Below are 23,559 nucleotides of genomic sequence, written 5' to 3' on the forward strand. Positions count from 1 at the left end.
GCCGGCCGATGATGATGAAAACGTGTCCATACACCATTGTCACCACCCAAACCCGTCAACCATGCCCCAGGACATACCGTCAACCATGCCCCGACACATGCGTCAACTATCCGCTGAAGCTAAACACCGCGTCTCAGCGCAAGAAATTCGGGAAAACGACCCTATGCTCCCGAATTTCCTGCACTCAGTCATCGTCAGTGCAGGAAATTCGGGACGAACGGCCTGTTTTCCCGAATTTCTTGCGCAGGGACAGGTACGGATGCGCGGTTAGCCGCCCCGTCAACGCCCTCACCCACCATCAGCGGACATACAGTCGATTTCGACGATGCGATCGGCTGTATGTCCGTTGACTGGGTTGACCGGGTTGACTGGGACGACTGGGACGACTGGGACGATCAAGACAATCAGGGTGCTGAGCCCAACAGCCCCGCCCCGCATTTTCCCGTGAGCGATATCATCCCTTCGGCGGATGCACGCCCACAGTTTCGGCGCCTACCATATCGCGTTTGGTTACATGACGAATGTGACGAACGTGAGGGGAGGCACAATATGAACGATGCACCGTCTTGGCTGCGCTCGTTCATCGAATCGTTCATGGCGGTGACCCTGACATCCGGCCCGCTGCCGGTCATCGCCTACGCGCTGGCCGTCGCGGGCATCGCGGTGCTGGTCGTCTGGCAGCTGCTGCGTGACGACCGCCGCCGGATGATCGGCCAACTGGCGATCGCGCTGTGCGCCGGTGCGTTGGGATTGCTGGCGGCATGGCTGGTATCGGACGGAATCATGGTGTTCGGCGTCTCGCTCGGATGGGCGGTGATCGTCACCGTCGCGGTCGGTTTCGCGGCGCTCGGGTTTCTTGTCGCGACAGCCATCCAGGCGCATCACATGCGCCGTGCGATCGCGATCATACTGGTGCCGATCGCACTGATCGCCACCGCCGTCCGCGTCGATACGATCTACGGCGAATACCAGACCATCGGATCACTGGTCAACTATTCGCCGTATCAATCGATCGGCGCGACGTCGCTCGGCAACGACACGATCACCGTCGCCGAATGGCAGCGCCGTGCCGCACGCCATACCCTGCCGAACGATCTGCCGACCCGCGGTTCGCTGTACACGCAGCGCATCGCCAATACCCGCTCGCGGTTCCAGGCACGCGACGCCATGGTCTATCTGCCGCCCGCGGCGCTCAGTTCGACCCCGCCGCGGCTGCCGGTGCTCATCCTGCTCGCCGGTCAACCGGGCAGTCCGAGCCGCGCGATGTCCGCGAGCGGCATCGTCGCGCTGCTTGACGACTACGCCGCCGCGCACGACGGTCTCGCGCCGATCGTCGTCTCCCCCGATCAGAACGGCGACAACACGATCAACAGCCTGTGCGCCGACACCACGAAGCATGGCAAGGCCGAAACGTATCTGACGCGCGATGTACCGGACTGGATCCGCGGCCATCTGCCGGTTTCGACCGACGCGAAGGACTGGGCGATCGCCGGATTCTCGCAGGGCGGCACGTGTTCGACGCAGCTTGCGCCGCGCCATCCCGACCTGTTCGGCACGATGATCGCGGTGGACGGCGAGATCGCGCCGACGGACGGCAGCGTGGAGCATATGGTCGACGCGTATTTCGGCGGCGATCGCGCCGCATACGAGTCGCAGGTGCCGACGAACGCGATCGCCGCGCACTCTCCGTCCGATCAGGCGGCGGTATTGGCGGCTGGTGAACACGATACGACGTCGGTCGCCAACGTGCGCACGATCGGCGCGGCGGCCCGTAAGGCCGGCATGGACGTGACCACGTTGGAAGTGCCCGGCACCGGTCATGACTGGCATGCGGTGCACGCGACACTGGAAGCGGCGCTGCCGTGGTGGTGCGCCCGTACCGGTTTGGGCACGACGGACAAGACCTGGTCCGACTACACGGCACTGCAGGTGATCCGATGACCGACGTCACGACACACGACAGAACGCACGATACGCCGCATAATACGCCGCACGACGGAACGCAGGACACGACACACGACAGGACACGCAATACGATGAGCAATGCAACGAACGGTATGACGAACGACGCAACGGCACGCCCCGCACAGCATCCCGCGCAATCCGCGCAACCCGCACGACGCCCCGCCCCACGATCCGCATCCGCCGCCTCCCGCGCGCTGGCCAACGACATCCGCGCCTGGATCGAAGCGCACCCGTTCTCGGTCGGCTTCGTCATCGCGTTCGCCGCGCTCAACGTGATCGTCTGGATCGTCGCCGCCATCGCCGGCCACGGTCTGCCGCTGCCGGAACTGGCCACGTCGATGGGCGAGTTCAGTCTGCCGAAGCTGCTGGTCACGCTGCTGCTGGCCCGCAACGTCCTGCAGCTGATCATTGACGTCGTGCTGCTGCTGGTGATGCTCTCACTGGCCGAACCGCTGCTCGGCCGCGCCCGCACGGTGGTCGTCGGCGCAGCGTCGACGCTGGCCGGCACGCTGCTCGGCCTGCTGCTGTGCGCCGGCATTGCGGCGGTGCTGCAGGGCACGACGGTGGTCGATCACATCCGGTTCACGCTCAGCCCGCTGACGTTGGGCGTGGGCGCGCTTATGGCGGCGAGCGCGTTCAGCCGGCCGTTGTGGCGGCGGCGCATGCGGCTGATCGGCTACGCGTCGATCGTCGCCGTGCTGCTGTTCAGCGGCAATCCGGGCCTGTACTGCATGTTGGCGGCCGCGCTGGTCGGTCACGTGTGGGGCATGGTCGCGGCGCAGGCGGCGCACCGTCGCTCCGGAACGCGCGTGCATGTCGATCCGATGCACTGGCAGTTGAGCACGTCGTTCGAGGCGCGGCGCATGTTCGCCGCGTTCGCGTTGGTGATGGCGCTCGGCCCGATGCTGGCGATCACATCGTCGGCCCATGCCGGCCCGTTGAGCTCGCTCGGCCTCATGCTCAGCCCGGTCGATCCCGACACCGCGCGTCTGGCGGCGTGTCTGGCCGGCACCGCGCGGCATGGCTGTTTCTTCCAGTTCGATCTGCTGCGCGCGTCGATGCCGGGCGCGGTGGTGCGTTCGCTGTTGCCGACCGCGGTGATGGCGCTGATGGCGTGGGGGTTGTATCGCGGGCGTCGTCTCGCCGCGTGGGTGACGGCCGTCTGCGATCTGGGCGCCGCGTTGCTGGCGGTCGCGTATTACCTGATCATGCCGTTGTCGTTTGCGCCGGACGGCGTGATCTCGTTGGTGCAGCATGGTGCGTTCACGGCGTGCATAGTGAATACGCTGCTGCCGGCGGGGTTTGCGATCGCGCTGCTCGTGTCGCTGCGACATTTTCCGATCCGTACGGACGCACGTCACATATGGCGCGGCGTCGCGGCGATCGCGGTTGCGCTGGCGGTCTGCACGGCGGCGTATCTCGGGTTCGGTCTGACGCATCCCGACGATTTCCGGCCGTCGGCGACGTTGTCCGATCTGCTGGTCGAGCTGCCGGGCCGATTCGTGCCGATCGGCTTCCTGAGTCATACGCGGCTGCGGTTCGTGCCGATGACGGCCCTGTCGTCCGTCGTGTATCAGGGCGTCGGTTTCGTGTTCTGGACGGTGGTGCTGATCGTGTGCGCGCGTTGGCTGCGCGACATGCTCGTGGATGACGAACGTGCGCGGCGTTCGGCCGATGCGCTGGTCGAACGCGGCGGTGAGTCGATGAGCTTCATGACCACGTGGGAGGGCAACCGGTACTGGTTCTCGCCTACCGGTCGTTCGGCCGTGGCGTACCGGGTGATCAACGGCGTCGCGTTGACCTGCACCGGGCCGTTCGGCGATCCCGGCGAATGGATGACCGATCTGCGTGAGTTCGCGCGTTTCTGCGCGGCGCATTCGTGGTCGCCGGCGTTCTATGCGGTGCATCGCGAGCAGCGTGACGATCTGGTGTCCGCCGGCTGGTACGCGATCGAAGTGGGCGGCGAGATGGTCGTCGATCCGCGTACATGGAAGACGACTGGCAAGAAGTGGCAGGACATTCGCACGGCGATCAACAAGGCGAAACGCGACGGTATCGTCGATGTGCTGACGACGTTCGACGCGGCCGGCGCGGACGTGCGCGAGCAGATCGAGGAGATTTCCGAGCAGTGGGCCGGTGAGAAGGCGTTGCCGGAGATGAAGTTCACATTGGGCGGCGTCGAGGAGTTGCGCGACCCGCGTGTGCGGATACTGTATGCGATCGATGCGGACGGTCTGGTGCTGGGGGTCACGAGTTGGCTGCCGACGTGGCGCGACGGTCGGATCGTCGGCTGGACGTTGGATTTCATGCGGCATCGGACCGATTCGCCGAACGGCGTCATGGAGTTTCTGATCGCGCGCATGGCCGAACGGCTGCGCGACGAGGGAGCGGCCGACCCGGCGTCGGCGGTCGAGTTCATGAGTCTGTCGGCGGCGCCGTTGGCGGGCATGAATCCGGACCGTGACAATACGGATGCGGCGGGACGTGAGGATACGGGCACGGCGATGCTGCAGCACGCGTTGCAGATCGTGGCCGATTGGATGGAGCCGGCGTACGGGTTCCATTCGCTGTTCAACTTCAAACGCAAGTTCCAGCCGCGCGAGGAGCCGGTGTACGTGTGCTATCCGGATCCGGCCGCGCTGCCGCAGTTGGGATTGGCGGTCATGCGCGCCTACGTGCCGTCGGTCAGCGCCACCGAGACCCTGGCCATGCTCAACGCCCTCCGTCGCTAGTCCCGCCGACAGGCAACAGGCCATGAGCACAAGCACCAGTGCAAACACAAGCCACTCTCCAACACCCGTTCCCATCCCTCAGCCCCTTCTCCCCTCAGCGGACATCCAGCCGTTTCTAACGATGAAATCGGCTGAATGTCCGCTGAGGGGGGGGGCGGGGAGCTGGGAACGAGTGTGACCGTTCCACGACGTTCCAACCCCTCAGCCCCTTCTCCCTTAACGGACATACAGCCGAAAAGGGCGGTCGAATCGGCTGTATGTCCGTAGAGATGATGGGTATAGGCGCTTTGGAACGGTCCTACTCGGTTTCGGCTTCGCTCTCCGACGGACATACAGCCGATTCGACCGCCCTTTTCGGCTGTATGTCCGTTTTGGGGGTCAGCGGGTCGTCGCGTACTCCAGGTGCATGAACTCGGGAACGCGATACCACTTCACCGGATAGCCGGCACCGTGCGCGCAGAACACCGAATCGGGCGTGTTGTCAAGGTCGGACTCCGGGTCATACGCTGTCTCCCGAATCACCTCATCAGCATTGTGGCACGGCCGGTAACCGCCGAACGTGCACGACAATCGTCCCAACCCATGCGTGTACGCGTTCACATCCATCGCATAGTCGCGCATCTCGGACACCGGGCAGTCGCCGGCCAGCACCGCGTAATCGCCGTCGGTCTGCGCCGGGTCGAACGTGCCCGCCATACGCTGCACGTCGGCCATCGCACGGCCGATCATGTCCTGCGGCAACTCCAGACGGAAGCGATACCACGGCTCAAGCAGCCGGCACCAGCCGGCATCGACCCGCATCCGCGCGCCGTCATCCGCACCATCGCCCGTATCATCATCGCGACCGCCGCCGGTCATCACCGTGCCGCCAGCGACACCAGCGCCACCGCCACGTGCCGTATCCGCTGCCGCATCATCGCTGCCGGCAGCCGCAGCCACACGCGCCGACACATCGCCCTCATACCACGCCATCATCAGCCCCTGACGCACCGCGCGATACGTGGCCTGCCGGAAATCACCGCCCTCCGTATGCTTCTCATGCGCCCGCCCAGCCACCAGCGTGAGTCGCATGTCGGTGATCGGCGCGCCGACGAGCACGCCCAGATGCTCCTTTTCGGCCAGATGCGTGAGGATCAGCCGCTGCCAGTTGCGCGCGAGCACGTCCTCGCTTACCGCGCTGGCGAACCGCAGGCCACTCCCCGGCTCCCCCGGTTCGAGCAGGATGTGTGCCTCCGCGTAGTGCCGCAACGGCTCGAAATGGCCGACGCCCTCGACCGCATGCGTGATCGTCTCGCGATACAGGATGCCGCCCGGGCCGAACGTCACGTCCAGTCCGAACCGGTCGTGCATGATCTGCTGGATGATCTCGAGCTGCACCGCGCCCATGAGCTGCACGTGGATCTCCTGCAGCCGCGGCACCCAGACGACGTGCAGCAGCGGATCCTCGTCGTCGAGCTCGCGCAACGCGAGCAGACACTTGTGCACGTCATTGTCACCGGGCAGCAACGTATACGTGAGCACCGGCTGCAGGCTCGGGCTCGCCGCATCGCGCTCGCGGCCCAGTCCCTCGCCGGGGAAGGTGTGCGTCAGTCCCGTCACCGCGCACACCGCGCCGGCCGGCACGCGTTCGACGGTCGCGAATTTCGCGCCGGAATACACGCGCACCTGATCGGCCTTCTCGCTCCACGACCCGTCAGCCGCACCGTCCGTAGTCGCATCGTCCGCCGTTGCTCCCGTCGAACGCCCGTCGAGCGTCATCTTCGCGCGCAGTTCGCCGTCGGTCACCTTGAGCCATGTCAGCCGGTTGCCCTGCGCGTCGTGCGAGATCTTGTACACGCGCGCACCGAACGTACCGAAAGCACCCGCACCGGACTCGTCCGCAGCCGAGGCACCCAGCGCATCGCCGTCCCCCGCGTAGTCCGGCTCACGTACGTACCGTTCGAATCCGCGCAGGAACTCATCGATCCCGTCCATGCGCAGCGCTGATCCCCAGAAGCACGGGAACACCTTGCGTTCCGCGATCATGCGGCGCACGTCGTCGACCGGTATCGCACCGTCGGCCAGCAACGCGTCCATCGCGGCCTCATCCTGCATCGCGACGTCCTCCGACTCCTCCGGCGCCACGTCGGAGTCCTCGAAATCCACGACCCCGTCGCCGAACTGCCGCCGCAACTGCGCGAGCAACGCCGCCCGATCCGCGCCGGGTGCGTCCATCTTGTTGACGAACAGGAACGTGGGCACCCGGTAACGTGCGAGCAGCCGCCACAGCGTCTCCGTGTGCCCCTGCACGCCGTCCGCACCGGAGATGACGAGCACCGCATAGTCGAGCACGCGCAGCGTCCGTTCGGTTTCGGCGGCGAAGTCGACGTGGCCAGGCGTGTCGAGCAGGGTGAGTTCGAGATCGCCGGTTGCGATGACGGCCGGTTCGGTGAAGATCGTGATGCCGCGGGCGCGTTCCATCGCGTCGGTGTCGAGAAAGGCGTCGCCGTGGTCGACGCGGCCGAGTCTGCGAATGGTTCCGGTGCGGTACAGCAGCGCTTCGGACAGCGTGGTCTTGCCCGCGTCCACATGCGCGAGAATGCCTGCGACGATGTGTTTCATACGACCGTCTCCTCGTGTTCCGTATGCCGTGCGTGGCGTCCATATGACGTTCGTTGACCGGACGCCGACGGCGGCCGTCAGCACACCAGCATACCCACGCCGCGTGCCGTGATGTGCCTGTATGATGGACTGCGCCCGAGAAGCGATACGAATGACGAGAGATACGGAGACGCGCCGATGACCATGCGACTGCCCGACGATTATGTGGTGCTCGATCTGGAAACGACCGGCATCAGTTGGCAGCGCGACACGATCATCGAGTTCGGCGCGGTCAAGGTGCGCGACCGCCGGCCGGTCGCCACGTTCCAGCAGCTCGTCAACCCGATGCGCCCGCTGCACTGGCGCATCACCCAGCTCACCGGCATCACCGACGCGATGCTGGCACCGGCCCCCGATCTCGACGACGTGCTGCCGGTGTTCCTCGACTGGTGCGGCGACGACGTGCTCATCGGCCATAACATCAACCGTTTCGATATCCGGTTCATCGGCGCCGCCGCCGAACGGCTGCTGCACCGCGACGTGCCGAACCGTGTGATCGACACGTTGGAGATGAGCCGTGCGATGTTCCCGGAAGACCGCCATCACCGGCTGCTCGACCTGATCCAGCGTTTCGACATCGCCGATGTGGAGGAGCACCGCGCACTGGCCGACGCCGAACAGACGCGCATGTGCTTCGAGTGGATGCGCGATCACGGCTTCGGCGCCGACGCAGCACCGGCACGCGCCGCGGCAAGGTAGGCAATGTAAACGCTGTGTGAATTCCACTATCCGACTATTGACAACACGCGTGTCTCGATAAAGGGCTTGAATAGAGTCATGGCAGAAATGAGATCCGCGAAACTGATGAATGGGCGCGTATTCGCGGGCGCCCGAGCCCTCTACCGTGCCGCCGGCGTCGACGGCAAGGACTTCGGAAAGCCGATTGTGGCCATCGCCAACTCGTTCGACGAATTCCTCCCCGGCCACGTGCACCTCAACAAGGTCGGCCGCATCGTGTCCGAGGCGATCAAGGAGGCGGGCGGCATCCCGCGTGAGTTCAACACGATGGCCGTGGACGACGGCATCGCGATGGGCCACACCGGCATGCTGTACTCGCTCCCCTCGCGCGACATCATCGCCGACACGGTCGAATACCAGGTGAACGCGCACTGCGCCGACGCGCTGATCTGCATCCCGAACTGCGACAAGGTCGTTCCGGGCATGCTCATGGCCGCGCTGCGTCTGAACATCCCGACGATCTTCGTCTCCGGCGGCCCGATGGAGGCCGGCACCACGGTCCTCGCCGACGGCACCGTCAAGAAGAACACCGATCTGATCTCCGTGATGTACGCGTCCGCCGACGACAACATCTCCGAGGAGGACCTGCTCAACTACGAGAAGACCGTGTGCCCGACCTGCGGTTCATGCGCCGGCATGTTCACCGCGAACTCGATGAACTGCCTGACCGAGGCGATCGGCCTCGCGCTGCCGGGCAACGGCACGATCCTGGCCTCGCACGGCTTCCGCAAGGAGCTGTTCCGCAAGGCCGCGCGCGAGATCGTGCATATCGCGAACCGCTACTACAAGGAGGACGACGATTCCGTCCTGCCGCGTTCGATCGCGACCAAGCACGCGTTCGAGAACGCGATGACGATGGACGTCGCGATGGGCGGTTCCACGAACACCGTACTGCACATCCTCGCGATGGCGCAGTCGGCCGACGTGGACTTCACGCTGGACGACATCGAACGCATCTCGCACACCGTGCCGTGCATCTGCAAGGCCAGCCCGTCCGGCAAGTGGGAGATCTCCGACGTGCACCGCGCCGGCGGCATCACCGGCATCCTCGGCGAGCTCGACCGTGCCGGCAAGCTGCACCGCGACGTGCATTCGGTCGACTATCCGTCGCTCGAGGCCAAGCTGGACGATTGGGACATCATGCGCCCGACCTGCACCGAAGAGGCCAAGACCATGTACCATGCGGCGCCGGGCCACATCGTGTCGCCGGAACCGTGGACGCATGAGACGCTGTTCGATTCGCTCGACACCGACCGCGTGAACGGCGCGATCCACGACATCGACCACCCGGAGATCCACGAGGGCGGTCTGGCCGTGCTGCGCGGCAACCTCGCGCCCGACGGCTGCGTGGTGAAGACCGCCGGCGTGCCGCAGGAGATCTGGAAGTTCCGTGGCCCGGCGCTGGTCGTCGAATCGCAGGAGCAGGCCATCAAGGTCATTCTCGACGACACGCTGAAGCCGGGTATGGCGCTGGTGATCCGCTACGAGGGTCCGAAGGGCGGCCCGGGCATGCAGGAGATGCTGTACCCGACGTCGTTCGTCAAGGGCAAGGGCATCGGCAAGCAGGTCGCCATGCTCACCGACGGCCGCTATTCGGGTGGTTCGTCGGGTCTGGCAATCGGCCATATCGCTCCTGAGGCCGCGAACAAGGGCCCGATCGCGCTCATCAAGAACGGCGACATCATCAACATCGATATCGAGAACCGTTCGGTGAACGTGGAGCTGACCGATGAGCAGCTGGCCGAGCGCCGTGCCGAGCTCGAGGCCGGCGACGGCTACGTGGCGCACCGCGATCGCAAGGTGAGCCAGGCGCTCAAGGCGTACGCCGCGTTCGCTCGCTCTGCGGACAAGGGCGCCACTCGCGACCCCGACCTGATCAACAAGCTGTCCGGCCTCGCCTGATGGTCTTCTGACCAGACATACGAGGGGGCGGAATCGCACATGCGGTTCCGCTCCCTCGTCGTATCCGTCGCCGTCACAGGCCGAGCAGCTTGGCGGCGGTGCCGTAGCACCTTGCGTTCCCCGTCGGGATCGAGATGCCAGTCGCGAATGTTGGCGATGCTCTGCTCGACCGGGCCGAGCGGGAACGAGGATCCGAACAGCACCTGATCGGGAATCATGCGCTCGGCGGTCTGACGCAGGTCCGGGGCCGCGCCGCCGCGCGCGCCCTCGAAATCGGCCAGCAGATACAGGTTCGGATTCATGAAGGCGATCGGCGCCGACGCGCATCGACGGTTCCACGCAACGGCCATACGCATTCCCGATAGCCGGCTCATGCCAGCGCATATGTCCGCATATCGGACATGCCATGCGGCGTTGACTGGACGTCTCCGTATGCTGGGCCGCAATAACCGAACACGCATCTTCAGGGCAGGGTGAAATTCCCGATCGGCGGTACAGTCCGCGAGCAGCGCGCCTTGGCGCGATGTTGGAGCATACGCTCATGAACCGGTGAGACTCCGGTACCGACAGTTACAGTCTGGATGGAAGAAGTTGCAGCAGCACGACGCAGGCGGAAGCATATCCGAATGCCGTCTATCCGCATGCGGTCGTGCCGCCACTGACCCACGAATCCCTGGACATGCCCTCGTTGCCGAAGGAAAGGGGTTTCATGGGCGACAGGGAATTCATGTCCGTGGCATTGCGTCACGCACGGGTTGGGGCTGGCAAGGTCAATCCCAACCCGATGGTCGGCGCCGTCATCGTACGCGACGGCCGCATCATCGCCACGGGCCATCACGATCACTTCGGTGGATGGCACGCCGAACGCGCCGCACTCGAAGCGGCAGCCGCGGCCGGTGTCGACGTGCGCGGCGCCACCATCTACGTCACGCTCGAACCATGCTGTCACACCGGCAAGCAGCCGCCATGCTCGCAGGCTCTCATCGACGCCGGCATCGCACGCGTCGTCGTCGGCTCCCCCGACCCGAATCCGCTCGTCTCCGGCAAGGGCATCCGCCAGCTCGCCGACGCGGGCATCGCCGTGACCGAAGGCGTGCTGCGCAGCGAATGCGACGCACTCAACGAGATCTTCCTGCATGCCATCGTGACGCATACGCCGTTCGTCATGCTCAAGTACGCGATGACGCTCGACGGCCATATCGCCACCGCATCCGGCCTGTCGCAGTGGATCACCGGCGAGGCGGCGCGGCGGCACGTGCACGAGGACCGTGCGCGCTTCGCTTCGATCCTCGTCGGCGTGAACACCGTGCTCGCCGACGATCCGCAGCTCACCAGCCGCATCGAGCATGGGCACAACCCGCTGCGCGTGATCTGCGACACGCATCTGCGCACGCCGCTCGACGCGCAGGTCGTGGCGACCGCCGCGCGCACCCCCACGATCATCGCCACCGCCAGCGTGAATGACGCGCGCGCCCAGCAGTACCGCGACCGTGGCTGCGAAGTGCTGCGCGTCGCGACCGACGGCGACGGCCATGCCAGCATCGCAGCCGTCGCCGCAGCGCTCTATGCGCGCGGCATCGACAGCATCATGATCGAAGGCGGCAGCGGCATCGCATGGTCGGCGCTGGACGCGGGCATCGTCACGAAGGTCAGCGCCTACATCGCGCCCAAGCTGTTCGGCGGCGCCGGCGCGCCTGCGCCGATCGGCGGCCTCGGCGTCGCCTCGCCTGACGACTGCTTCCGCATCGCGCATCCGGCCGTCAGCGCCATCGGCGACGACATCCTCATCGAAGGAGGCGTGGACTATGTTCACCGGCATCGTTGAGGACCTCGGCACGGTGCTGGCCGTGGAGCGCGGCGCGGACTTCGCCCGGCTGACCGTCGATTCGCCCGTCGTCGTCACCGACCGCACCATGCTCGGCGACAGCATCGCCGTCAACGGCGTGTGCCTGACGGTCACCGGCCTGCATGGCACCGCATTCACGGCGGATGTGATGCACGAGACCCTGCGCCGTTCCAGCCTCGGCGCGCTCAGGCGCGGCAGCCACGTGAACGTGGAGCGCGCAATGCCGGCGGACGGCCGCTTCTCCGGGCATTTCGTCTCCGGGCACATCGACGGCACCGGCACCATCGCCTCGATCACGCGCGACGGCATCGCCACGGCGTACGCGATTCGCGCGCCGTACGCGCTGCTGCGCGCCATCGCTGAAAAGGGCTCGATCGCCGTCGAAGGCATCAGCCTGACGGTCACGTTCGCCACTGCAGATGCGTTCGGCGTCGCGGTCATTCCGCACACCGCAGCGCACACCGTCCTGCCCGAGCGCCGCGTGGGCGACATCGTGAACCTCGAAATCGATCCTCTGGCACGGTACGTGGCGCGGCTCATGGCGGTGCCGGCGCGCGCCGCTGACGCCAGCGCCGATGCCGCCAGTGCGCACGCCGATGGCATCACCGAGCAGTTCCTCGCCGCGCATGGATTCTGACGCGCGGCCGTCATCGCCCCGTCATCACCTTTCATCATCGTCAACCTGTCATTGCTATCTGCAAGGAGCCTGCCATGGCCATCACCGATTCCAACTCCCCTGTCACTGCCGCATCCCCCATCGATGCCGAAGCCGAACGCGCCGTTGCGCGCGCGATCCGCGACATCGCCGCCGGACGCATCATCGTCGTCGCCGATGACGAAAGCCGCGAGAACGAAGGCGACCTGATCTGCGCCGCCCGCTACGCCACCACCGCCAACATCGCGTTCATGGCGACGCATGGCCGCGGCCTCATCTGCACGCCCATGAGCGCCGAACTGGCGACACGTCTTGAACTGCCGCCCATGTGCACGACGAATACCGACAACCATCAGACCGCGTTCACCGTGTCCATCGACCATGTGACCACGTCCACGGGCATCAGCGCGCGCGACCGGTCGCTGACGGCGCTGGCGTGCATCGACCCTGATACGCGTCCGCAGGACTTCCGCCGTCCCGGCCACATGTTCCCGCTGGTGGCGCGTCCCGGCGGCGTGCTGGAGCGCAACGGGCACACCGAAGCGACCGTGGATCTGGCGCGTCTGGCCGGGCTGGAGCCGTGCGGACTGTGCTGCGAGATGATGAAGGAGGATGGCACGATGATGCGCCGCGACGACCTGCGCGCCTTCGCCAGCGAGCACGGTCTTGCGATCATCACGATCGCGCAGCTGCAGGCCTACCGTCGCGCTCACGAATTCCCGCGCACGGTGCGCCGCGTCGCGCAGGTGCAGCTGCCGTCCGACTATGGCACGTTCACGATGGTCGGCTACGAGGCGGATGGCGCCGAGCATGTGGCGCTCGTCATGGGCGACGACGTGCTTGCCGCCATGGCCGGCGGCGACGCCGTGCGCGAGCCGGTGCTGTGCCGCGTGCATTCGCAGTGCCTGACCGGCGACGTGTTCGGCTCGCAGCGCTGCGACTGCGGGCCTCAGCTGCGTGAGGCGATGTGTCGCGTGGCCGAGCGCGGGCGCGGCGTCATCCTGTACCTGAGCCAGGAGGGACGCGGCATCGGTCTGCTCAACAAGCTGCGCACGTATGAGCTGCAGGACCAGGGCTTCGACACGCTCGACGCGAACCTGAAGCTCGGCTTCCCCGCCGACGCGCGCGAATACGAGACGGCGGCGGCGATGCTGCGGAATCTGGGCATCGCGTCGATCGATCTCATGACCAACAACCCCGACAAGATCGGCCAGCTTGAGCGCGCCGGCATTGTCATCGACCGTCGTGTGCCGCTGGTCATTGCGCCCACCGACTACGACGCGAAGTATCTGTCCACCAAGGAACATCGAATGGGGCATCTGCTGGGTGCTCTGGCAAAGGAGAACTGATCATGACGGTATTCGAAGGACAGCTGGTCGCCAACGCCGCGAACGGCGAGGCGGCGCCGATCCGCATCGGCATCGTGGCGGCGCGGTTCAACGAGTTCATCACGTCGAAGCTGCTGTCGGGCGCGCTGGACGGTCTGAAGCGGCATGGCGTTGCCGAATCGGATGTCGATGTGGCGTGGGTGCCGGGATCGTTCGAGATTCCGATCGCCGCGAAGCGCATGGTGTCGACGGGCCGCTACGATGCGGTGATCTGTCTTGGCGCGATCATCCGCGGCAGCACGTCGCATTACGATCTGGTGTGCAACGAAACGGCGAAGGGCATTGCGCAGGTGTCGCTGAGCACGGATGTGCCGGTGCTGTTCGGCGTGATCACGACCGAGAACATCGAGCAGGCGATCGAACGCGCTGGCACGAAGGCCGGCAACAAGGGCTTCGACTGCGCGCTGGGCGCCATTGAAATGGTGAACGTGCTGCGCGCCATCGACGCCTGATCCGTCCCTCCAGGCATCGCGGAGTAACGCGTGCGACTTCAAGGCGCACCAGGGGAAGGCGTGCTTCAGCACGTCGACCGAGGAGCAACGCAGAAGGCGCTTCATCATTCAGCGATGCGCAGCATCAGCGAATGATGCGTGCGGAGACCGCCGTCCGAACCCGAAGCTGTGCTTGGCACAGCGAGCGGTGAGGAAAGGCGGTATACGCTCCATCATTCGCTGATGCCGTATTCCTTGGCGATGAGATGCCACAACTCCTCCGCCGCCTTGTCGACGTTGTCGTTGACGATGGTGACGTCGAATTCGCTTTCGGCGGCCAGTTCGACTTTGGCGGTTTCCAGACGGCGGTTGCGTTCCTCTTCGGTTTCGGTGCCGCGGCCGGTGAGACGGCGCACGAGCTCATCGAAGCTAGGCGGCGCAATGAAGACGGAGAGGACCTCCATGCCGAGTTCCTTGGCGCGTTCCTTGACGCGGCGGGCGCCCTGCAGGTCGATTTCGAGGATGGTGGGCGTGCCGGAGGCCAGATGCTCCTCAACGGGCTTGAGCGGCGTGCCGTAGTGCGCGAGGCCGTGCACGACGGCGGTTTCAAGGAACTCCCCCGCCGCTTCCTTGGCGATGAATTCGTCGTCGCTCATGAACCAGTAGTTCAGTCCGTTGACTTCGCCGGGGCGCGGCTTGCGGGTGGTGGCGGAGACAGACACCCATACTTCCGGGTGCTTCTTGCGCAGCGCGGTTTCCACGGTACCTTTGCCCACGCCGGCGGGGCCGGTGAGCACGAGCAACCGGCCGCCGCGGAGCGCCTGTTCGTCTTTCTTGTCCATGTCGTCATCCTTGCTGGTGGTCTGCGATGATGCGTCGTCGGCCGCCGGCGTCGGGGCGGCGCCGGTTACGACGATCTGCTGCGGCGTGTCCGGAACATGTTCCGACAAAGCCGTGGCGGCGGTCGCCGCGTCGTCCTCCCGGCGTTTCGCCTCGGTCGCCTCGAGCAGCGCCTGCCGCACGTCGATCGAGATCGCGTCGGTCGCTTCGGACAGGGCCTTGATGTCGGGGCCGTGGGAGGCGATAAAACGCGAGACGGTCACGAGCACGTTGCCTTTGGTGCCTTTGAACACGGAGCGCAGGTCCTTGGCTTCGGCGCCCTGCCAGCCGTAGCCGGGCGAGAGGATCGGTCCGGTGAATTGGGCCGGGTCAATGCCGCTGTCGTCGATCCACTGGCCAATGGTCGCGCCGATGATCAGGCCGACCGAGCCCATGCCGTCGATGCCGGCGTTGAACTTCTGCACGGTGCTGGCCACGCCGTAGGCGACGGTCTTGCCTTGGTAGTCGCCGCGCTGGCGGATGGCGGTCTGCAGGCTGGCGCCTTCCTCGTTCGAGGTGAGCGAGGCAACGAACACGCCGCGGCCGTTGTTGAGCGCGTCGTTGATCACGCCGGACAGCGATCGTGCGCCGTAGTACGGCAGCAGCGTGATCGCGTCGGCGAGCAGCGGTGCGCCCGGCTTGAAATAGGCGTCGGAGATCGCGGAGATCGTCGTGGCCAGACCGCCGTGCAGACAGTCGACGATGGTGATGATGCCCATCTGGCGTGCGGCGTACAGCACGCGTTCGAGCGCGGCGATGCCTTTGGAACCGTAGCGTTCGAACATCGAGGACTGGAACTTGACGGCCGCCGCACGGCCGGACGCGGCCTGCAGCATGCGCATCGAGTACAGTTCGGCGCCTTCGGCATCGACGTTGTAGCCCCAGTCAGTGAGGAGCTTGCGATGCGGGTCGATGCCCACGCACAACGGGCCGTATTTGGCCATTGAATTGCTCAGGCGCAGACCGAAATCCGAGCGCTGGGCTTGTTGCTCTTCACTGCTGAGGCTATTGGTCATTTCATATCCCGGCTTTCCATAGCGAACAACTGCTGCGAATGTTCCTGGATGCTCATGATCTGGTAGTCGTTCTTCTTGACGGCTTCGATGGCCATGAGCACGGCTTGGAATTCGGTCATCGTCGTGAACTGCGGAATGTCGGCGGCGATGGCCGCGGCGCGGATGGAGTATCCGTCGGAACGCGAACCGCGCGAGTTCGGCGTGTTGAGGATCAGATCGATGCTGCCATCCTCGATGAGCTCGACGACGTTCTTGCCGATGCTGCCTTCCGCATGCTTGACGACGACCGGCGCGTCAGGATCGGAATCCATGCGCGTGCTGATCTTGTCGACGATCTTCGAGTCGATGCCGTAGCGGCGCAGCACGGACGCGGTGCCTTCGGTCGCCCAGATGGTGAATCCGAGTTCGACGAGGCGCACGGCGACCATCGGCAGCTGGCGCTTGTCGGTGTCGTTCACGGAGATGAACACGTTGCCGCCAGTCGGCAGTCCGCCGTCGTAGGCGGCGAGCTGGCTCTTGGCGAACGCGTGCGGGAAATCGCGGTCGAAGCCCATGACCTCGCCGGTCGAACGCATCTCGGGCCCGAGCAGCACGTCGACGGTCTTGCCGACGGGCGTGCGGAAACGCTTGAACGGCAGCACGGACTCCTTGACGGCGACCTGCTGACCGCGGTGGATGGTGCCACCGTCACCGACGGGCAGCAGCAATCCGTTCCTGCGCTGGTCGGCGACGGTCTCGCCGGCCATGATGCGCGCGGCGGCCTTGGCCAGCGCCACGCCGGTGGCCTTGGAGGCGAACGGCACGGTGCGGGAGGCGCGCGGGTTGGCTTCGATGACGTACAGGGTGTTCGCCATGAACGCGTACTGCACGTTGATCAGGCCCTTGACGCCGCAGCCCTTGGCGATGGCGTAGGTGCCTTCGCGCAGACGGCGGATCTGGTCGTCGCTCAGCGTGGACGGCGGCAGGGTGCAGGCCGCGTCGCCGGAGTGGACGCCGGCTTCCTCGATGTGCTCCATGATGCCACCGATGTACAGTTCCTCGCCGTCGAACAGCGCGTCGACGTCGATTTCGATGGCGTCCTGCAGGAACTTGTCGATGAGCAGCGGGGAGGGCAGACGGCCGGACACGACGGTGTCGGCCTTCGCCTCGTCGAGCGCGCGGTTGACGTACTTGACGAGCTGCGCGTCGTCGTACACGATCTCCATGCCGCGGCCGCCGAGCACGTAGCTCGGACGCACGAGCACCGGGTAGCCGATGTTGTGGGCGGCCTCGCGAGCTTCGTCAAGCGAGAGCGCGGTACCGTAGCGCGGCGCGTTCATGTGCGCCTTCTTGAGCACCTCGCCGAACAGCTCGCGGTTTTCGGCCAGATCGATGGATTCCGGCGTGGTGCCGAGGATCGGCACACCGGCGGCCTTGAGTCGCGCGGCGAGCGAGAGCGGCGTCTGGCCGCCGAGCTGCACGATCACGCCCTTGACTGGGCCCATCTTCTTCTCGGCCTCGTAGATCTCGAGCACGTCCTCGAAGGTGAGCGGCTCGAAGTACAGGCGATCGGACATGTCGTAGTCGGTCGACACGGTCTCCGGATTGCAGTTGACCATGATCGTGTCGTAGTCCTTGCCGAGTTCCTGCACCGCGTGCACGCAGGTGTAGTCGAACTCGATGCCCTGGCCGATGCGGTTCGGACCGGAGCCGAGGATGATCACGGCTTCGCGTTCGCGCGGGCGCAGTTCGGACTCGTCGGCGTAGCAGCTGTAGTAGTACGGCGTGACCGCGTCGAACTCGGCGGCGCAGGTGTCGACGGTCTTGTAGACCGGCTTGAGGCCGTAGGTCCAGCGCAGTTCGCGCACGGTGTTCTCGCCCTCGTCGCCCAGGCCGCGCAGGTGCGCGATCTGCAGATCGGACAGGCCGGCCTGCTTCGCCTTCTTGAGCAGCTTCGGGGTGAGCGTCTCGGCGGCGCGCACGGTGAGCGCCATGTCGTTGATGAGCGCGAACTGGCGGATGAACCACGGGTCGATCTTGGTGGAGTCGAAGATCTGCTGTTCGGTGGCGCCGCCCCACAGGGCGCGCTGGATCTGCAGATATCGGTGCTCGGTCGGGATCTTGATCGCCTCGAGCAGTTCGGCGACCTCGGTCGGCGACGGCTTCTCGCCGTCCCAGTTGAAGCCCATGTGACGCTTGTCGATCGAGCGCATGGCCTTGCCGAGCGACTCCTGGAAGTTGCCGCCGAGGGCCATCGCCTCGCCGACGGACTTCATGGAGGTGGTGAGGCGCGGGTCGGCGCCCGGGAACTTCTCGAACGCGAAGCGCGGCACCTTGGTCACGACGTAGTCGATGGTCGGCTCGAACGAGGCCGGCGTGGACTGCGTGATGTCGTTGCGGATCTCGTCGAGCGTGTAGCCAAGGGCCAGCTTGGTCGCGATCTTGGCGATCGGGAAGCCGGTGGCCTTCGACGCGAGGGCGGACGAACGCGAGACACGCGGGTTCATCTCGATGACGATGATGCGGCCGGTGTCGGGGTGGATGGCGAACTGGATGTTGCAGCCGCCGGTGTCGACGCCCACGCCGCGGATGATGGCGATGCCGATGTCGCGCAGCTTCTGATATTCACGGTCGGTGAGGGTGAACACCGGGGCGACGGTGATCGAGTCGCCGGTGTGCACGCCGACCGGGTCGACGTTTTCGATCGGGCAGACGACCACGACGTTGTCGTTGCGGTCGCGCATGAGCTCGAGCTCGAATTCCTTCCAGCCTTCGATGCCCTCTTCGATGAGCACCTCGTCGGTCGGTGAGTAGTGGATGCCGGCGCCGGCGATGCGGTGCAGCTCCTCCTCGTCGTGCGCGATGCCGGAGCCGAGGCCGCCCATGGTGAAGCTCGGGCGCACGACCAGCGGGTAGCCGAGTTCGTCGGCGATGCGGTCGCATTCGACGAGCGTGTGCGCGATGCGCGAGCGGGCGGATTCGGCGCCGGCCTCCTCGACGACCTTCTTGAATAGCTCGCGGTCCTCGCCGCGGTCGATGGCTTCGAGGGACGCGCCAATGAGCTCGACGTTGTACTTCTTGAGCACGCCGGCCTCGCCGAGCGCCATGGCGGCGTTGAGCGCGGTCTGGCCGCCAAGGGTCGGCAGCAGCGCGTCGGGGCGTTCCTTGGCGATGATCTGCTCGAGGATCGGCGTCGCGATCGGCTCGATGTAGGTGGCGTCCGCCATCTCCGGGTCGGTCATGATGGTGGCCGGGTTGGAATTGACCAGAATGACGCGAATACCTTCCTCACGCAGCACGCGGCATGCCTGGGTGCCGGAATAGTCGAACTCGGCCGCCTGTCCGATCACGATCGGGCCGGAGCCGATGACCATCACCGACTTGATGTCCGTACGCTTAGGCATTGCGCTTTTCCTCCTTGGTCGTCTTCATCAGGTCAACGAAACGGTCGAACAGATACGCGGCGTCGTGCGGGCCGGCGGCCGCTTCGGGGTGGTACTGCACGGAAAACGCGGGGATGTCCACGCACTGCAGGCCCTCGACCACGTCGTCGTTGAGGTCGATGTGCGAAACGAACACCTTGCCGTACTTGCCGTTTTCATATGGGGCGTCGACCGGATCGCCGATCGGCGCGTCCACGGCGAAACCGTGGTTGTGCGCCGTGACCTCGACCTTGCCGGTGGTCAGGTCCTTGACCGGCTGGTTGATGCCACGGTGGCCGAACTTGAGCTTGTAGGTGCCGAAGCCGAGCGCGCGGCCGAGCAGCTGGTTGCCGAAGCAAATGCCGAAGAACGGGTAGCCGGCGTCGAGCACCTTGCGCAGCAGCTCGACCTCGGGATCGGCCTGCTCCGGGTCGCCCGGGCCGTTGGAGAAGAACACGCCGTCCGGGTTGAGGTTCTGAATCTCCTCGAACGTGATGGTGGACGGCACGACGTGCACGCGGCAGCCACGCTCGGCCATGCGGTGCGGCGTCATGGCCTTGATGCCGAGGTCGACGGCCGCGACGGTGAACAGCGGCTCCTTGCCTTCGAACTCGCCGCACGGCTCGATGGTGTACATCTCCTTGGTGCTGACCTCGTCGTACAGGCTCAGGCCCTTCATCTGCGGGGTGGCCTTGACCTCGTCAAGCATGGATTCGACGGTACGCAGTTTGCCGGTCTGCGCATCGATGAGTGCGTCGCCGGAGAAGATCGCGGCGCGCATCACGCCCGCAGAGCGCAGGTGACGCACGAGCTTACGGGTGTCAATGCCGCTCAGACCCACGATGCCCTCGCGCTTAAGATCGTCGTCAAGCGAGCCGGTGGCACGCCAGTTGCTCACGTTCGGGCTGGGATCGCGCACGACGTAGCCGGCGACCCAGATGCGCGAGGATTCGGGATCCTCTTGGTTGATTCCGGTGTCGCCGATGTGCGGGAACGTCTGCACGACGATCTGACGGTCGTAGCTTGGGTCGGTCAGCGTCTCCTGGTAACCGGTCATGCCGGTCGCGAACACGAGCTCGCCATGGGTAGTCCCAAGCGCACCGTAAGGCTCCCCCACATACACTTGTCCGTCCTCAAGAACAAGAACGGCTTCATCAGGGGAAAAACTCACGGCTTCGGAATCAATCTGGTTCACCAAAACCCCCTCAAATATCTCGGGTCAACTGTCTTTCACGATAGCGGCCGGCGGGGACTCGTGGAACCCGCGCGAAGCCGCAAGTTGCACTGTTTTACTCGGACTCGCCGTCCGTGGCGCCGCCGTCGCCTGCGGTCTCGTCGGACGGGTCGGCGTCCGTGGCCGGCTCCGATGCGGAGGCCGGGGCGGACGGATCATCGGCGGATTCGTCCGCATGATCGTCGGACGAATCATCGGCCGTCTCGGACGCACGCTGGTCGGCGTCCGCGCAGATCGCGCTGAGCAGGCCGTGGATGAACGCCGGCGAATCGTCGTCGCACAGCGTCTTCGACAGGCTCAGGGCCTCGTCGATGGCGACCTTGTCCGGCACTTCTTCGTTGAACAGGATCTCCCACACGGCGATGCGCAGAATGTTGCGGTCGACGACCGGCATGCGCCAGACCTTCCAGCCGGTGGAGTGGTCGTTGAGCGTGCGGTCGATGTCACGACGGTGCTCGGCGACGCCGCGCACGATGTCGATGGCGTAATCGGGAAGCGGGGTCTGCGCGCCCGGCTCGGCGATGCGCTCAGCAAGAAGGGACAGGATGTCCTGTCCCTTCTCATCCGCTTCGTACAACGTATTCAGAGCCCTCTTGCGGGCGGTGGAACGTGCCATGAAGCTCTCTATTCCTTACTTGCTGCGAACTCGCTGCGAATCGATCGCGATCGCTCAGTTGTTTTCGCGGCCGAGGTAGGAGCCGTCGCGGGTGTCGACCTTGACCTTCTCGCCCTCGTTGATGAACAGCGGGACCTGGATCTCGGCGCCGGTCTCGACGGTGGCCGGCTTGGTGCCGGCGTTGGAGCGGTTGCCCTGCAGACCCGGCTCGGTGTGGGTGATGGTCAGGATCACGGAGGCCGGCAGTTCGACGGACAGCGGGGTGCCGTCGTGGAAGGACACGATGCAGTCGGTGCCTTCGAGCAGGTACTTGGCCTGATCGCCGACCAGGGTCTTCGGGATGTAGATCTGATCGTAGGTGGTCATGTCCATGAAGACGAAGTTCTCGCCGTCCTCGTAGGAGTACTGCAGGGTGCGGTTGTCGACGGTCTCGAATTCCATCTTCATGCCCGCGTTGAAGGTCTTGTCGACGATCTTGCCGGAGAGGACGTTCTTGATGGTGGTGCGCACGAAGGCGGGGCCCTTGCCCGGCTTGACGTGCTGGAACTTGGTGACGGTCCACAGCTGGCCGTCAAGGTTCAGGACGGAACCGTTCTTGATGTCATTGGTAGTCTGTGCCACTGTTACTCACCTATTCGTTGAATTACATGTGCATAAAGCTGAAAATAGCCTTGCTTATTATGCCATACCGCCTATACAGGCGTTTCCAATATAAGGAAACCCCCTGAACCTGTTTGGGTTCAGGGGGTTTCCTAGAACGCTAGTTCAAGCGCGTCACGATACTTCGCTGATGCAATCAGGCGAGGATCTTGGTGACACGGCCCGAGCCGACGGTGTGGCCGCCTTCACGCACAGCGAAGGTCAGGCCCTCCTCCATAGCGATCGGCTGGATCAGCTCGACGGTGAAGGTCGCGTGATCGCCCGGCTGGACCATCTCGACGCCTTCCGGCAGCTCGATGACGCCGGTGACGTCGGTGGTGCGGAAGTAGAACTGCGGACGGTAGTTGGAGAAGAACGGCGAGTGACGGCCGCCTTCGTCCTTGGTCAGCACGTAGACTTCGCCCTCGAACTTGGTGTGCGGGGTGACGGAGCCCGGCTTGGCCACAACCTGGCCACGCTCAACATCGGTACGGTTGATGCCGCGGAGCAGCAGACCGGTGTTGTCGCCAGCCTCGCAGGCGTCCATGGTCTTGTGGAACGTCTCGATGGAGGTGACGGTGGTCTGCTGGGTCGGACGGATGCCGACGATCTCGACCGGGGTGTTGACGGCCAGCTGGCCACGCTCAACACGGCCGGTGACGACGGTACCACGGCCGGAGATGGTGAAGACGTCCTCGATCGGCATCAGGAACGGCTTGTCGAGGTCGTGGACCGGGGTCGGGATGTACTCGTCGACGGCGTCCATGAGCTTCTTGATCTGCTCAACCCAGTGCTCGTGATCCGGAGCGTCATCGTGCAGAGCGCCGTAGGCGGACACGCGGATGACCGGGCAGTCACGATCGAAGCCGTTCTCGTCGAGGAGGTCACGGACCTCTTCCTCAACGAGCTCGATGAGCTCCTCGTCCTCGACCATATCGCACTTGTTCAGGGCGACGAGGATCTTCGGGACGCCCACCTGACGGGCGAGCAGCACGTGCTCGCGGGTCTGGGCCATCGGGCCGTCGGTGGCGGCCACAACGAGGATGGCGCCATCCATCTGGGCGGCACCGGTGATCATGTTCTTCACGAAGTCGGCGTGGCCCGGGCAGTCCACGTGAGCGTAGTGACGCTTCGCGGTCTGGTACTCGATGTGGGCGATGTTGATGGTGATACCACGCTGCTGCTCTTCCGGAGCGGCGTCGATCTGGTTGAAGTCGTACTCCGGGTTGAGGTCCGGGTACTCCTCGTGCAGAACCTTGGAGATGGCCGCGGTCAGGGTCGTCTTGCCGTGATCGACGTGGCCGATGGTACCAATGTTAACGTGCGGCTTAGTACGCTCGTACTTTTCCTTTGCCATTAGTTTTGTCCTCCTGGACGTCTCGTGTAGGACTTCCCCAAGCTCTTGGCCCGGGGCACTCGCTACAGTTTACTGGGTTTCTGGGTTATGTGCCACTTTGGAGCCAGAACCCAGTCAGCG

Annotated in this window: 16 protein-coding genes, 1 pseudogene and 1 riboswitch; of the genes and pseudogenes, 9 read left to right on the forward strand and 8 right to left on the reverse strand. The window is 65.2% G+C overall.

All coding sequences use genetic code 11. From position 1 onward, the window contains the following. The 3 genes from DSM100688_RS11910 to DSM100688_RS05260 form a co-directional block, all read left to right on the forward strand. A partial coding sequence (locus DSM100688_RS11910; RefSeq protein WP_205730648.1) for a hypothetical protein occupies nt 1-271 on the forward strand: 271 nt, incomplete at its 5' end. 278 nt (nt 272-549) lie between these two features. After that, the gene (locus DSM100688_RS05255; RefSeq protein ID WP_420837481.1) at nt 550-1,941 is read left to right on the forward strand and encodes an alpha/beta hydrolase; all 1,392 of its coding nucleotides are present in this window, start codon (nt 550-552) and stop codon (nt 1,939-1,941) included. 116 nt (nt 1,942-2,057) lie between these two features. Then, entirely contained in the window at nt 2,058-4,697 is a 2,640-nt protein-coding gene (locus DSM100688_RS05260) for a bifunctional lysylphosphatidylglycerol flippase/synthetase MprF (protein ID WP_152358108.1), read from the forward strand. A gap of 378 nt (nt 4,698-5,075) precedes the next feature. On the opposite strand, the gene DSM100688_RS05265 is transcribed toward DSM100688_RS05260, so the two are convergent. Continuing rightward, on the reverse strand, nt 5,076-7,298 hold the full coding sequence (locus DSM100688_RS05265; protein WP_152358109.1) for an elongation factor G: 2,223 nt from the start codon (nt 7,296-7,298) through the stop codon (nt 5,076-5,078). 177 nt (nt 7,299-7,475) lie between these two features. Here DSM100688_RS05265 and DSM100688_RS05270 point away from each other — a divergent pair, with 177 nt between their 5' ends. The 6 genes from DSM100688_RS05270 (at nt 7,476) to ribH (ending at nt 14,318) form a co-directional block, all read left to right on the forward strand. After that, on the forward strand, nt 7,476-8,036 hold the full coding sequence (locus DSM100688_RS05270; protein WP_152358110.1) for a 3'-5' exonuclease: 561 nt from the start codon (nt 7,476-7,478) through the stop codon (nt 8,034-8,036). Nucleotides 8,037-8,114: 78 nt separating this feature from the next. Next, nucleotides 8,115-9,977: a dihydroxy-acid dehydratase gene (gene ilvD / locus DSM100688_RS05275; protein ID WP_152358111.1), complete on the forward strand. Its 1,863-nt coding sequence runs from the start codon at nt 8,115-8,117 to the stop codon at nt 9,975-9,977. Between the two features lie 455 nt (nt 9,978-10,432). Then, nucleotides 10,433-10,574: riboswitch (FMN riboswitch) on the forward strand. 112 nt (nt 10,575-10,686) lie between these two features. After that, nucleotides 10,687-11,802, forward strand: coding sequence for a bifunctional diaminohydroxyphosphoribosylaminopyrimidine deaminase/5-amino-6-(5-phosphoribosylamino)uracil reductase RibD (ribD, locus tag DSM100688_RS05280; RefSeq protein ID WP_152358112.1), 1,116 nt, complete (start codon nt 10,687-10,689; stop codon nt 11,800-11,802). Beyond that, nucleotides 11,783-12,460 (forward strand): riboflavin synthase, encoded by a 678-nt coding sequence (locus DSM100688_RS05285; RefSeq protein ID WP_152358113.1) that lies wholly within the window; start codon nt 11,783-11,785, stop codon nt 12,458-12,460. Before ribD ends, DSM100688_RS05285 begins: the two co-directional genes overlap by 20 nt. Before the next feature lie 74 nt (nt 12,461-12,534). After that, nucleotides 12,535-13,827: a 3,4-dihydroxy-2-butanone-4-phosphate synthase gene (gene ribB, locus DSM100688_RS05290; RefSeq protein ID WP_152358114.1), complete on the forward strand. Its 1,293-nt coding sequence runs from the start codon at nt 12,535-12,537 to the stop codon at nt 13,825-13,827. 2 nt (nt 13,828-13,829) lie between these two features. Next, on the forward strand, nt 13,830-14,318 hold the full coding sequence (gene ribH / locus DSM100688_RS05295; protein WP_152358115.1) for a 6,7-dimethyl-8-ribityllumazine synthase: 489 nt from the start codon (nt 13,830-13,832) through the stop codon (nt 14,316-14,318). Nucleotides 14,319-14,530: 212 nt separating this feature from the next. Here the strand turns inward: ribH and gmk are convergent, their stop codons facing one another. The 7 genes and pseudogenes from gmk to tuf form a co-directional block, all read right to left on the reverse strand. Next, nucleotides 14,531-15,139 (reverse strand): guanylate kinase, encoded by a 609-nt coding sequence (gene gmk, locus DSM100688_RS12055; RefSeq protein WP_239519390.1) that lies wholly within the window; start codon nt 15,137-15,139, stop codon nt 14,531-14,533. A gap of 153 nt (nt 15,140-15,292) precedes the next feature. Further along, nucleotides 15,293-16,192, reverse strand: a pseudogene (pyrF, locus tag DSM100688_RS12060) (orotidine-5'-phosphate decarboxylase); the annotation flags it as partial. Beyond that, on the reverse strand, nt 16,189-19,575 hold the full coding sequence (carB, locus tag DSM100688_RS05305) for a carbamoyl-phosphate synthase large subunit (RefSeq protein WP_152358117.1): 3,387 nt from the start codon (nt 19,573-19,575) through the stop codon (nt 16,189-16,191). The gene carB and the pseudogene pyrF, both read right to left, overlap by 4 nt. Next, the gene (gene carA / locus DSM100688_RS05310; RefSeq protein WP_152358118.1) at nt 19,568-20,788 is read right to left on the reverse strand and encodes a glutamine-hydrolyzing carbamoyl-phosphate synthase small subunit; all 1,221 of its coding nucleotides are present in this window, start codon (nt 20,786-20,788) and stop codon (nt 19,568-19,570) included. Before carA ends, carB begins: the two co-directional genes overlap by 8 nt. A 94-nt stretch (nt 20,789-20,882) precedes the next feature. Then, nucleotides 20,883-21,443: a transcription antitermination factor NusB gene (gene nusB, locus DSM100688_RS05315; RefSeq protein ID WP_152358119.1), complete on the reverse strand. Its 561-nt coding sequence runs from the start codon at nt 21,441-21,443 to the stop codon at nt 20,883-20,885. A gap of 54 nt (nt 21,444-21,497) precedes the next feature. Next, nucleotides 21,498-22,064, reverse strand: coding sequence for an elongation factor P (gene efp / locus DSM100688_RS05320; RefSeq protein WP_152358120.1), 567 nt, complete (start codon nt 22,062-22,064; stop codon nt 21,498-21,500). 175 nt (nt 22,065-22,239) lie between these two features. Continuing rightward, nucleotides 22,240-23,439, reverse strand: coding sequence for an elongation factor Tu (tuf, locus tag DSM100688_RS05325; protein WP_152358121.1), 1,200 nt, complete (start codon nt 23,437-23,439; stop codon nt 22,240-22,242). Nucleotides 23,440-23,559: the final 120 nt, after the last annotated feature.

It is taken from the genome of Bifidobacterium ramosum, from assembly GCF_009299505.1.
Classification (GTDB): domain Bacteria; phylum Actinomycetota; class Actinomycetes; order Actinomycetales; family Bifidobacteriaceae; genus Bifidobacterium; species Bifidobacterium ramosum.